Here is a 12871-nt window from a genome sequence, read left to right on the forward strand (position 1 = left end):
AAGGTAAAGCTTAATCAAAAGATGGAATGGCGGTTGCCCTGATAGTACGTATTTGACGAGCTTGATGCTCCGCACAGCTCGGTAATGGATACGCATAACCACAATCGATATCGGGAGAATTCGCCATGTCTATCAAGACACACGCCTTGACCGCTACCCTCGCGGGGGCCATGTGCCTCGCCACCGTGGCGCAAGCCGACCGTGAGGATTGGCCGGAAAACTTTACCGTGGGCACCGCCAGCCAAGGTGGCACTTACTTCGTGTATGGCTCCGGCTGGGCCAACATGGTCGCCGACGAACTAGGGCTTTCAGGGGGCGGTGAAGTCACCGGTGGACCCAATCAGAACCTGGCCTTGGTACACACAGGTGAGGTGGCTCTCGGCCTAACCACCATGGGCCCAGCGGCCGATGCCGTAGCCGGCAAGAGCTCATTGGCGCCGGGCGTGCAAATGGACAATGTTTGTGCGCTGTTCCCAATGTACGAGACGCCGTTTTCCATCACCACGCTCGCCGACAGCGGTATCGAGTCGATCTCCGATATCCCTGACGGGGCCAGCATCGGTTTTGGCCCGGCGGCTTCCACCTCGGATACCTACTTCCCGGCCATGCTCGAAACCCTGGGTGTCGAGTTCGATCGTCGTAACGGCGGCTGGAATGACCTGGGCGGCCAGCTGCAGGATGGTCTGATCGACGTCATTGCCTTCGCCGCCGGTATTCCGATTCCCGCCGTCAGCCAGCTCGAGGTGCAAACCGACGTCAATATCGTCGAGTTCACCGAGGAGGAGCAAGCCAAGGTGATGGAGGAATTCCCGGTCTCGGCATTCTCGATTCCCGCCGATACTTACCAGACTCTCGAAGACGATGCTCGTGCGGTCTCCATGTGGAACTTCACCATCGCCGGCTGCGATCTCCCCGAGGACTTCGTCTACGAGATCACCAAGCTGAGCATGGAAAACAACGACAAGATGCGCGATATCCACCGCAGCGCCGAATTCAGCATTCCCGAGAACCTCAAGTACAACACCGTACTGCCCTTCCATCCGGGTGCGGTGCGCTGGTACGAGGAAAATGGCTACGAGATCCCCGAAGAACTGAAGCGCTAAGTCGGTCGTTTATCTAAATGCCGCCTCGCATCAAGATGCGGGGCGGCATGCATCTCATCCCATTCACACCCAAGGGTGTTTTCATGTCTCAACATTCTCAATCCCGTGACGAGGGGGCCGACGACGTCGTTCAGTCCGTCAATGCCGACGGTGTCGACGAGGTCGCCGTCGAATCCAACCGACGCCTCTACGGCGGATGGCAATGGTGGCTGTTCGGCGCCCTGGCCATCGCCTATTCACTATTTCATTTGATCTCGCTCAACATCTACCCTCTTGAGACTTGGTCGTTTCGCATTCTGCACATCGCCGGTGCCCTGATACTGGGCTATGGCTTCTACGCCGGCACACAATTCGCCGAGACCCCACAAGCACGCTCGAGTGCCTGGATGCGCTGGTTGAGCTACGCCATGTTGATCCCTGCGCTCTACGCCTTGGTGCGGGCGGCGATGATGTATCAAACGATGAACGACGGCGCCATGCGCATCGCCCCCGAAATCGAGGCCTGGCACTATGGTTATCCGTTGCTGCTGGCCACCGTGGCGGGCATCGTATTGTCATGGAGCTATCGTCAGGTTCGCGACGGGCTGTCGCCGGCGGATGTGGTGTTGATGGTCTGCTCACTGGCCGTGGCCGGCTATCTGCTGGTAATGTTCAACAGCCAGCTACGCGCCTCCACCGGCACGCCCTTCGCCCCAATGGGGATTTCTTACGCGGCCATTGCCGGCTCGCTGCTGATTCTCGAGCTGACGCGCCGCGTCGCCGGTCTCGCGCTGGTGACCATCTCAACGATCTTTCTGGTTTATGTCTTCGTCGGCCCGCATCTTCCAGGCTTTCTCGGCTACCCGGGCCTCTCGGTGGGGCGCTTCTTTAGCCAGGTCTACACCGATGCCGGCATTCTCGGCCCTACCACTGCCGTTTCCTCGACCTACATCATCTTGTTCATCATCTTCGCGGCGTTTCTGCAGGCTTCCAAGGTCGGTGACTATTTCGTCAACTTCGCCTTCGCCGCCGCCGGGCGTGCGCGAGGCGGGCCCGCCAAGGTCTCCATTTTCGCCTCTGGCTTGATGGGCATGATCAATGGCACCTCCGCCGGCAATGTGGTTTCCACCGGTTCGTTGACCATCCCGTTAATGAAGAAGGTGGGTTATCCGCCACGCAGCGCCGGGGCCATCGAGGCAGCCGCTTCCACCGGCGGGCAGATCATGCCCCCGATCATGGGCGCCGGGGCTTTCATCATGGCTGAGATCACCGGTATCCCTTACACCGAAATCGCCATCGCCGCCCTGATTCCGGCCATCCTGTACTTCGCCTCAGTCTATTTCATGGTCGATTTCGAGGCCGCCCGCAAAGGCATGCGCGGCATGCGCAAGGACGAGATCCCGCGCTTCTCGAAGCTCGTCAAACAGGTCTACCTGTTTGCACCGATCATCATTTTGATCGCGGCGCTGTTCATGGGTTACTCGGTGATTCGCGCGGGCACGCTGGCGACGGCATCCGCCGCCGTGGTGAGCTGGGTCTCGCCTAACAAGATGGGAATACGCGCCATCCTCAAGGCGCTGCAGCTGGCCGGGACGATGTCGATTCAGATCATCGCCGTGTGCGCCTGTGCCGGGTTGATCGTCGGCGTGATAGCGCTGACAGGGGTTGGAGCGCGCTTCTCGTCGCTGCTGCTCGGCCTGGCCGGCGTCAGCCAATTGTTAGCGCTGGTCTTCGCCATGTGCATTAGTATCCTGCTGGGCATGGGCATGCCGACCACTGCCGCTTACGCCGTCGCGGCATCCGTGGTGGCCCCCGGCTTGATCGACATCGGCATTCAGCCACTGGTGGCGCACTTCTTCGTGTTCTATTTCGCGGTCGTGTCAGCCATTACACCGCCAGTGGCGCTGGCATCCTACGCGGCAGCGGGAATCTCGGGCGACAACGCTATGGGGACCTCCGTGGCCTCGTTCAAGATCGGCCTGGCGGCCTTCATCGTGCCGTTCATGTTCTTCTACAGCCCGGCCATGCTGATGGAGGGCTCGTGGCTACAGATCCTACGTGTCGGCATCACCGCGACGCTCGGCATCGTGCTGCTGTCAGCCACCGTGCAGGCGTGGCTCTTCGGACCAGTCAAGGCCTGGCAGCGCCTGGTGATGCTGATAGGTGCGCTGTGCATGATTTATGGCGGCATCTACACCGATATCATCGGCCTGATGATCGGAGTGGGACTTTATGCCATGCAACGCGCTCGTAATGGCACGTCTGCCGCCACGCCGCGCTAGCATCCTGGGCCTGCCCCACCCCAAAACGCCCCCATTCAGCTTAACTGTTTGGGGGCGTAACGTGTGGTAACCGAAAAAACACTGCCCTGGTGCTTAACTTTCCACGTTGGCCTGTGCTAATAGTGAAGCTAGGTCTTGGCCTACTACTGCTGCGCAAGGAGGTTGCCATGGGTATCGTTTCGTCCCCACGCACCGCCCGGGTCATTGACCTGGACACCATGAGGCAGCGACGTCAGGCACAACGCCGCATTCTACGCCTGGCGCCTGAACTGGATGGCCTCGAGATGCTGTATCATCTGGCTTCGGACCCAGAGACACTGTATGGCATGCCGCTGTTGGCTTGGGGACTACGCGAAAGCGGCGAGGTGGTTGGCTTGGTGCCTTGGATGGAGGCCCTGACCGCCTGCCATGAGATGGACAGTCCCGATCATGGGCACTTTTTCGGTTATCGCGATCCCGAAACGGAAGAAATCTTCCACTCGCCGCCCGAGCATAAAGTCTATGAACTGGAACATGCCGCCGCGTATTTCGATTACGAAGAAACGTCGGCACCGACCCTGATACAGCAGTTGCCCGATACCCAGGGTACGCATGCGCTGTGCCTCGCCAGCGACGGGGAGAGCTGGCAACTCAAGCAGGTATTTGGCTGGCGCTTGTACAACGACGGCAATGTGGAATCGCTACTCGTCGATGAAAAACGTGTCGAGCAGACGCCGATCGTGGCTGGCGATGCCTGCCTCTATGCCGGCCATAGCCGCCATGCGACGGTGTATTACTTCCAGCGTCATATCGCCAATCAGATCAAGCAACAGGACCCCACCACAATGGAGGCCCTCGCCGTGATGACGACGCCTTCCTCATCGTCTTGACGGAGAGGGGCGTCACGCTAGACGAATGACATAGCGGTAACGCTCGTCTTCTTCCTGCGACTGGGCGACGAGTTCATGGCCCAGGAAGGTGCAGAACTTGGGGACGTCGCGCGTCGTGGCGGGGTCCGTGGCGATGACTTCCAGAAGTTGGCCAACGTTCATGTCCCGTACCTGATTGTGCATCATCATGATCGGTTCGGGACAATACAGGCCGGAAGTATCCAGCACGGCATCCGGCGTGGGCAGGGACGTATCGGGATCGGACATAAGTGACGTAACCTCGTGTTCGCTCAGGTTAGATGATGCGCTATCGCCGTGGCGACCTCAATCCTGCAAGTACACATGCACGGTCACTTCCTCGCGATCGTGGTAAAGGTGTCGAGCGCGTATCCGTGCCCGCACACCGGCTCGATGCAGGCTATCCTCAAGGCGTGCCAGGCAACGTGCCACTTCTTCCCAGCGCTTCTTCATGGGCAGTTTCAGGTTGAAGATCGCTTCACGGCACCACTGCTTGATCAACCAGCGCTCCACCATGTCGATGACGCGCATGGGTTTGTCGACGATGTCGCACACTAACCAGTCTAGGCGCATCGGGGGCTCCCAGACGAAGGCATCCTCGCGCAAGTGCTCGACTTGCCCCGTGGCCATCAGCGTTGCGTCCATGGGGCCATTGTCGATGGCATAGACATACATGCCTTGGCGCACGAGCTGATAGGTCCAGCCTCCGGGGGCGGCGCCGAGGTCGGCCGCCTGCATGGCATCGTTGAGGCGTGCCGGCCAGGCGTCACGCGGTACGAAGACATGCCAGGCTTCTTCGAGCTTGAGGGTCGAGCGACTCGGCGCTTCACGCGGGAACTTCAGGCGCCATATGCCGCCGAGATGCTCGGCACGGTTACCGGGGAAGCTGATCGCCAGCTGGACACGATCCCCCGCCGTCCAGAATAGATGCAAGCGCCGGCCACCCGCCTTACGACGCAGCGCACCGCGTTTTTTGAGCGTGCTTTCCAACGGCTTGCTCAAGGCTTTCATCAAACCGGCCAGCGCCTTCTCTTCGTTGGTATCCGGCGTTTCCTGCCAGACCGATTCGAACGACCAGCCGCTGGCGACGACGAGCTCGACGATCGCCGTCAGCCGGTCGTCGCGTGGCAAGTCTTCCAAGGGCGGAAACGCCACCAGCGATTGTCGCGCGAACACCAGAGCCTCGAGCGGTAGGCGACGATGCACGTCATTGGCAGGTGTGGCGGGGTCGAGTACGAAACGCACATGGCCGCTGCCCGGCGCCGCGATGGGGTATCCCACATGCCCCATGTCGGCGACCTTGTCCGAGAGTTCGGCGCTCAGGTCCTTCTCGAAACCGGGACGGCAATAGAGTAGCCACTCGTGCGGACAGACGGCCATGTTGGACTCCAGAATCGGCGGGGCGGCAGTCTAACGAGCGGAGAGTACGCGAGGCAAGCAATCTTGCTCCGCGCCCTGTTCCGTCACTGGTCGTGCCACGCGCGTCTGACGCCGTACTACGCTAGGCGCCGCTGAGTCTTTTCATCGAACAAGACGGCGCGACTCAAGTCGGCGCGCAATGCCACGCGGTCTCCCGCTACTACGCGACTCTTCGGACCGAGGCGGGCCGTTACCTCGTTGCCACCCAGCCACGCCTGCAGCAAGGTATCCGCACCTGTCGGCTCGACTACTGTCGCCGTCACCTCAAGCCGCGTACCCTCACCTGACGTTTCTTGTATGGCGTCGTCTTCGAGAAAATGCTCGGGCCGCAATCCCAAGATCAGACGTTCGCCGACGCGGGACGAAAGTTCCTGAGTGTCACGCTCCACTGGCCATGGCAACGTCAACGCCGCCCCGCCTTGTTCCTCATCGTGGATTTGCAAGGCATAACCGCTTGCGCCTGCATGACTGACGAGCGTGACGGGAAGGAAGTTCATCGATGGCGAGCCCATGAAGCCTGCCACGAACATGTCCACAGGATCGTTATACACTTCGTGGGGCGTACCTAGTTGCAGGATTTCTCCATCGCGCATCACCGCGATTCGATCGGCCAGCGTCATGGCCTCGATCTGATCGTGCGTGACATAGACAATGGTGGTCCCGAGACGCTGATGCAATTTCTTGATCTCGGTACGCATTTCCACGCGCAGCTTGGCATCCAGGTTCGAGAGCGGTTCGTCGAACAGATAGATCTGCGGCTCACGCGCCAAGGCGCGGCCCATGGCCACGCGCTGGCGCTGCCCACCCGATAGTTGTGAAGGTTTGCGATCAAGCAGCGGCGTGATTTGCAACAGCTCAGCCACGCGCGAGACCGCCTCTTCGCGCTGGGCCTTGGGCATCTTGCGCATCTCCAACCCGAAGGAAATGTTCTGCCGCACGTTCATGCTCGGATAGAGCGCATAGGACTGAAACACCATGGCGATATCGCGCTCGGACGGCGTATGCCAGGTCACATCTTCATCACCGATACGTATTTCGCCGCTGGTAACGGGCTCGAGCCCTGCAATAGTATTCATCAATGTCGATTTCCCGCAGCCCGAGGGACCGACCAGGATCAGGAACTCCCCGGAGTCGATCGCCAGGGAGATATCCTTGAGTACCTGCGTGCTACCGAATGTCTTGTTGACGTGACGGATGTTCAAAGCGGACATAATGACCTCTGTAATCAACCCTTGACGGATCCCGCGGTTAACCCGCGCACGAAATATTTTCCGGCCAGCACGTACACCACCAATGTCGGCAAGGCGGCGATCATGGCCGCTGCCATGTCGACGTTGTACTCCTTAACGCCGGTGGAGGTATTGACCATATTGTTGAGTGCCACCGTCACCGGCTGCGAGTCGAAGCCCGCGAACGACACCCCAAACAAGAAATCATTCCAGATCTGAGTGAATTGCCAGATGACCGTCACGGTGATGATGGGACCCGATACCGGCAGCAGAATGCGCCAAAAAATACGCCAGAATCCCGCTCCGTCGAGCTTGGCGGCGGCGATCATTTCATCGGGTATCGACACGTAATAGTTACGGAAGAAAAGCGTCGTGAACGCGATGCCATACACCACATGTACAAGCACCAAACCACTGGTGGAACTGGCCAGCCCCAGCCAGCCCAACGTTCTCGCCATGGGCATGAGCACCACCTGGAACGGCACGAAGCAGCCGAATAGCAGCAGTGCAAAACACAGGTTCGCGCCGCGAAAACGCCATTTGGTCAATACATAGCCATTAAGCGCGCCCACTAAAGAGGAAATCGCCACGGCGGGCACGACGATGGCTATCGAGTTGAGAAAGTAGCCCGACATGCCATTACAGCGCATACCGGTGCAGGCCGAACCCCATGCCTTGCTCCAGGCCTCGAAGGAAATCGTGCTGGGCAGCGACAAGAGGCCGCCGGCACGAATGTCATCCAAGGGCTTCAGCGATGTCAGAAGCATTACCACGAGCGGTAATAAATACACCAGCGCCGCCATGATCAGCAGCGTATATAGCCCAGCGCGCCATAGCCGTGCGGAGGTTGTATGTCGACGTACCATGTTAGCCATGTCGCTGCCCTCGCAATTCGGAATACAGATACGGCACCAAGATCGCCAACACGCCGCACAGCATCATGATCGCGCTAGCAGAACCCAGGCCGATCTGCCCCCGTGTAAAGGTGTGTGCATACATGAAAGTGGCGGGCAGGTCGGTCGCGTAGCCGGGGCCGCCTCCCGTCAACGCCATGACCAAATCGAAACTCTTGATGGCGATATGAGCGAGAATCATCACAGAGCTGAACACTACAGGACGCAGGCTCGGCAAGACGATGCGTGTGTAGATACGCGGCAAACTGGCACCATCCAGCGCCGCTGCTTGAAAGAGACTGTCGTCGATACTCCTGAGACCGGCCAGGAACAAGGCCATCACGAACCCGGACGCTTGCCATACGGCAGCGATCACCAGGGTGTAAATCGCCATATCACTATCGACGAGCCAGTTGAAGGTAAAGTCTTCGAACCCCCAGCCACGCACCATCGCCTGGATACCCAGCCCTGGATTGAGCAACCAGCGCCAGACGACACCGGTCACGATCAAGGAAAGCGCCATTGGGTAGAGATAAATCGTGCGCAGCGCGCCTTCCTGTCGGATACGCTGATCGAGAAATATCGCGAGCAGTAGCCCTATCACCAGACAGCTCACGATGAACAAGCCACCGAATACCACCAGGTTAGTAGCCGCCACGTGCCAGCGTTCATTGGCAAAAAGCCGCGCGTACTGCGCGAACCCCACGAAATCGTATTGCGGCAACATCCGCGAGTTGGTCAATGACAGTAGAAACGTCCAGAGCATGTAGCCATAGACGAAAAACAACGCCACCCCGAGCGAGGGCGCGACAACCAGACGGGGCAATACACGTTCAATATGGCCCGCCAGAGAGCGACGGTGTCGTCGCTCTCCGGAAGCAGGCGCAGATACTTTTGATGGCATCGACGATATCCTTTTGACAAGACACGATTGCTCGCTACCGATTCAAGCCCCGGCAGCGAGCAACGACTCACCTCACTCGGCCGCGCGTACGGCGCTGACCAATCGCTCTGAGGCAGTTTCGGCCTTCATGTCAGGATCATTGAAGAAGTTGGTGATGACATCGAATACCGCACCTTGCTGGCTGTCCGACACCGCCATGCCATGAGCCAGACTGGGCACCAGCGCATCTTCGTCCATGGCGACATCAAAGGCTTCACGCGAAGCCTTGGCGCAGGCATCGAAATCGTCGAGGGAGACATCCAACCGCACCGGGATCGACCCTTTGGCTTGGTTGAACTGAACCTGGAAATCCTTCGACAGAACGATACTCGCCAAGTCCAATTGGGCCTGTTGCTGACCTTCGTCGTCGACATCGAACATGGCCAGGCTATCGGTGTTGTAGGAAAACATGTTTTCAGTCATCGGCGGGGCAACGCATTCGTAGTCCTCGCCCGGCGTCATGCCTGCAGCGGTGAACTCGCCCTTGGCCCAGTCGCCCATGATCTGCATGGCCGCCTTGCCATTGATGACCATCGATGTAGCGATGTTCCAGTCACGGCCGGCGATGTTTTCGTCCATCGTGCCGCGTAGCTTCTTGAAGGTCTTGAGCGACTCGATCATGGTATCGCTGGTCAGCGCTTCAGGGTCCAGGTCGACGAACGCCTTGCGATAGAAATCGCCACCCCCGATCCCCATCATGACCACTTCGAACACGGTCGCGTCCTGCCAGGGCTGGCCACCGTGAGCGAGCGGAATGTAGCCCGCCTCGCGAATCTTGTCGGCCGCGTCAAAGAACTCGTCCCAGGTCTGCGGCACGTGATCAACGCCCGAATCTTCTAGAACCTCGGGGTTGGCCCAGATCCAGTTGATACGGTGAATATTGACGGGGACTGCGGCATAGTGACCGTCGACTTTGTCGGCGGCAACGATTTCCTCGGGAAGGAAGTCGTCCCACCCATCGGCCTCGGCGGCTTTATCGATGTTACCGAGGAACCCCATGTCACCCCACTCTTTAATCAAGGGCCCCTTGATTTGCGCTACCGCCGGAGGGTTTCCCGAAATCGCACGCGATTTGAGTACCGTCATAGCACTATCGCCCGCACCACCGGCAACCGCGAAATCTTTCCAGGTGTGGCCCTTGGTCTCGAGTTTTTCCTTGAGCAGGTTGGCGGCCTTGGCTTCGCCACCCGAGGTCCACCAATGCAGGACCTCGATTTCAGCGGCATTGGCCTGTCCCACGGCAGCAGCCAGCAGAGCACCTGCGGCGAGCGCATGGATAGTTTTCATGGCGTAACTCCTTATGGTTGTTATCGCGACATGGGTCGCTCAATCACGAGGGGGGCCTCGTGTCTTACCAGTCTCGGGAGCGGGCGACGAAGCGTCGACGGGGCGAGGAAGGGAGACAGAAAGCCCAAAGGGCAGTCACGCCCGGCATTTTTCACGCTCGAATGAATGACGCCATCCGCGGCTGTTATCGTTATGACGTCAGTCCCTCGTTGGAGACCATGAGCCAGCGGATCGAACGCCCCGATCCCTGGCTTCGAGCGTAGCGTATGCCAACATGCGTTTGGGTTACCGAGTCCTACAAAGTCTTGGCGACATATTGCAGCCCTGTAATATGCCACGCAGCTACAACGTCAGGGAGTTCAATGCGCCAAGGGAATGCTTAGCTGAACGCTCAATCCTCCTTCGCTGGCCTCATTCAAGTAGATCTCCCCACCATGGGCACGCACGATATGCCGAGCAATGGAAAGCCCTAGGCCACTACCGCCCGTGTGACGACTCCGAGAGGGCTCGAGCCGCACGAAAGGCTCGAAGACACGCTCCCGCTGTGCCTGAGGAATGCCCGGCCCATCGTCATTGATGCAGATGGTAATATGCTCGTAATTCCGGTGAAGTGCGATATCCACACGCTGTGCATAAAAAATGGCGTTCTCTATGAGGTTGGCCAGACAACGCTTGAGTGCCAAGGGCTTCGCCGACAGCCATCCCGCATGCCCTTCAAGATGGATCGAAGCACCTTCATGTACAGCAAGATCCTTCATGATGTCTTTCACCAGTGCGTCTACATCGATCGCAGAGGCCGTCTCATGTAGATCTAACCCTTTCACCGAAGCCAAGGCCCCCTTCACCAACTGATCCATTTCATCCAGGGAGCGTATGAAAGCCTCGCGCTGGGCGGATGAGTCGAGCATCTCAGCACGCAGGCGTAAGCGTGTGATGGGGGTTTTGAGATCATGCGAAATGGCGGAAAACAAGCGTTCACGTTCCTCAACCTGATGGCGAATCCGTTCGCTCATGCGATTGAACGCCATCGCAGTATCGCGCAATTCACGTGGCCCGCGTTCGGCAAGCGGCGGCGATTCAAGATCGTCCCCCAGACGTCTTGCCGCCTTGGCCAGGATCGAGAGCGGCCGCGTCGACCAGCGTATTCCCCATAACGACAGCGCGATGACCGTCAATAATACGGCGATGGAGACAAAGAGCCGATCCCCGGATAGCCAAGTGGCGTCTTCCAGGGACTCCGCCATGGGAAGGGAGGTCGCGACGAACAACCAATTCCCCCCTTCGAGGGGCATTTGCACGACGAGAATGGGCGTCGACAACGGTGTGATAGCCAAGCTGCGGTGCGCCCAATGTGCGGGGAGCTCCGCTAGGGGGACTTCATTATTGAACACACGCAGATCGCTGGGCCGTGAAAACCCGATATACATCTCACGCTGCCCAAGCTCTTGCACGAGTCCATCTCGCAAATTAGCGGCCACCATCTCGCGCGCACTGCCTCCACGGGTACTCGGCAAGGCGATGCGATGGTCGTTGACGCTGACAAAGAAGCGAGTCCCCCCCATATCGCGCAATTGATCGAGCACGATATGCCGATACTCATACGGCAAGGAACTGAAGTAACGTACAGTGGCGGCCAAACTTTCGGCAAGATGATGCGATAGGGTATCGAGCCTCATCAGGCGCTCGCGGTTTTCCTGCCAACTCCAGATCCCATAGCTGGCAACCTGAGCGCCCAACACGCCCAGCAACATAATCAATACGAAGCGACCCCTAAGGGTTCGCGGGCGCCACCATCGCTTCACATCACTGATTCCACGGGAGTGGCCAGGACATAACCTGCTCCGCGCACGGTACGTATCAATTGCGAATGCTGGGCATCTTCTCCCAAGCGCTGGCGCAAGCGACAAACGTGTACATCGATGGAGCGATCCAAGGGCGGCGCCCGGCGTCCTCGGCTAAGATCGAACAAGCGCTCGCGGGACAGCACCTGCTCGGGATGATCAAGAAACACGCCGAGTAGCTGATAATCCGCGCCTGATAGATGACTTCGGTTACCCGCATCGTCGATTAACTCACGCGTAATCCTATCTAACGACCAAGGCCCGAATCGGACAATGCGTGTAGCCGCGGCCGGTAATGGTTTAACTCGGCGCAATATCGCCTTGACGCGCGCCAGCAGTTCACGCGGATTGAACGGCTTGGCCAAATAGTCGTCGGCTCCGAGTTCGAGTCCGAGAATACGGTCGGTTTCATCTACGCTGGCGGTCAGCATGATGATGGGCAAGCTACTGTGGTGGCGAAGGTCGCGACAAAGCGATAATCCATCCTCTCCCGGCATCATGATGTCGAGTATCAGCAAGTCGGGGTCTTCATCGCGTATCAAGGTAGGTAAGGCATCGCCGTCTTCCCCCAATACGACCTTGAAACCATGTCGCTCGAGGTAAGTTTGCAACAGTTCACGAATTTCGGCGTCGTCATCGATGACAGCCACTGTCGTATGATTCATCGTCATAGTGGGAGACGCTCCCTGCCGCTGCTTCTCAATTCGACAGAAGGCACTGCGGATATTTGTTGGTTATCGTCGCGATTCTTTATCGATGATGCGATGGCCTCCCCTACGCATCAAGCGAATCATGGCGCGACACGACCAAAGGGGGAGGAATATAACGTACATACGCAATATGAGTGAGTTTTATGAACGCTTTGACGATACTCGGCGTAGTAGTTTTTCATTCGCCAGCATCAAACTCGTTGTTTTTTCTGCCCTAAACGAAAAAAACCCCAGCCTCTTTCGAAGCTGGGGTTTTAGAAGAAATGCCTGACGATGACCTACTCTCGCATGGGGAAGC

The 12871-nt window shown here is 58.5% G+C and carries 11 protein-coding genes; 3 read left to right on the forward strand and 8 right to left on the reverse strand.

Annotated features, from left to right (window positions below):
• Window positions 1–125: 125 nt before the first annotated feature.
• From LUN51_RS16690 to LUN51_RS16700, 3 genes are all read left to right on the forward strand, one after another.
• Entirely contained in the window at window positions 126–1103 is a 978-nt protein-coding gene (locus LUN51_RS16690; protein WP_277812130.1) for a TAXI family TRAP transporter solute-binding subunit, read from the forward strand.
• Between the two features lie 83 nt (window positions 1104–1186).
• Window positions 1187–3364, forward strand: coding sequence for a TRAP transporter permease (locus tag LUN51_RS16695; protein ID WP_277812131.1), 2178 nt, complete (start codon window positions 1187–1189; stop codon window positions 3362–3364).
• Between the two features lie 167 nt (window positions 3365–3531).
• Window positions 3532–4233 carry a hypothetical protein gene (locus LUN51_RS16700; RefSeq protein WP_277812132.1) on the forward strand — a complete coding sequence of 234 codons (702 nt, stop codon included), beginning with the start codon at window positions 3532–3534 and terminating at the stop codon, window positions 4231–4233.
• A 12-nt stretch (window positions 4234–4245) separates the two neighbouring features.
• Here the strand turns inward: LUN51_RS16700 and tusA are convergent, their stop codons facing one another.
• From tusA to LUN51_RS16740, 8 genes are all read right to left on the reverse strand, one after another.
• Window positions 4246–4500: a sulfurtransferase TusA gene (gene tusA / locus LUN51_RS16705; protein WP_040239149.1), complete on the reverse strand. Its 255-nt coding sequence runs from the start codon at window positions 4498–4500 to the stop codon at window positions 4246–4248.
• Window positions 4501–4557: 57 nt separating this feature from the next.
• Entirely contained in the window at window positions 4558–5631 is a 1074-nt protein-coding gene (rlmM, locus tag LUN51_RS16710) for a 23S rRNA (cytidine(2498)-2'-O)-methyltransferase RlmM (RefSeq protein WP_277812133.1), read from the reverse strand.
• Window positions 5632–5747: 116 nt separating this feature from the next.
• Window positions 5748–6881: an ABC transporter ATP-binding protein gene (locus LUN51_RS16715; RefSeq protein WP_277812134.1), complete on the reverse strand. Its 1134-nt coding sequence runs from the start codon at window positions 6879–6881 to the stop codon at window positions 5748–5750.
• Between the two features lie 14 nt (window positions 6882–6895).
• The gene (locus LUN51_RS16720; RefSeq protein WP_277812135.1) at window positions 6896–7774 is read right to left on the reverse strand and encodes a carbohydrate ABC transporter permease; all 879 of its coding nucleotides are present in this window, start codon (window positions 7772–7774) and stop codon (window positions 6896–6898) included.
• Window positions 7767–8696: a carbohydrate ABC transporter permease gene (locus tag LUN51_RS16725; RefSeq protein ID WP_277812136.1), complete on the reverse strand. Its 930-nt coding sequence runs from the start codon at window positions 8694–8696 to the stop codon at window positions 7767–7769. Before LUN51_RS16725 ends, LUN51_RS16720 begins: the two co-directional genes overlap by 8 nt.
• Window positions 8697–8768: 72 nt before the next feature.
• Window positions 8769–10022 (reverse strand): ABC transporter substrate-binding protein, encoded by a 1254-nt coding sequence (locus tag LUN51_RS16730; RefSeq protein ID WP_277812137.1) that lies wholly within the window; start codon window positions 10020–10022, stop codon window positions 8769–8771.
• A gap of 359 nt (window positions 10023–10381) precedes the next feature.
• Window positions 10382–11773, reverse strand: coding sequence for an ATP-binding protein (locus LUN51_RS16735; RefSeq protein WP_277812141.1), 1392 nt, complete (start codon window positions 11771–11773; stop codon window positions 10382–10384).
• A gap of 47 nt (window positions 11774–11820) precedes the next feature.
• On the reverse strand, window positions 11821–12534 hold the full coding sequence (locus LUN51_RS16740) for a response regulator (protein WP_277812138.1): 714 nt from the start codon (window positions 12532–12534) through the stop codon (window positions 11821–11823).
• Between the last annotated feature and the right edge of the window lie 337 nt (window positions 12535–12871).

Origin of the sequence: Chromohalobacter canadensis, from assembly GCF_029544075.1 — a bacterium.
Taxonomy (GTDB): domain Bacteria; phylum Pseudomonadota; class Gammaproteobacteria; order Pseudomonadales; family Halomonadaceae; genus Chromohalobacter; species Chromohalobacter canadensis_A.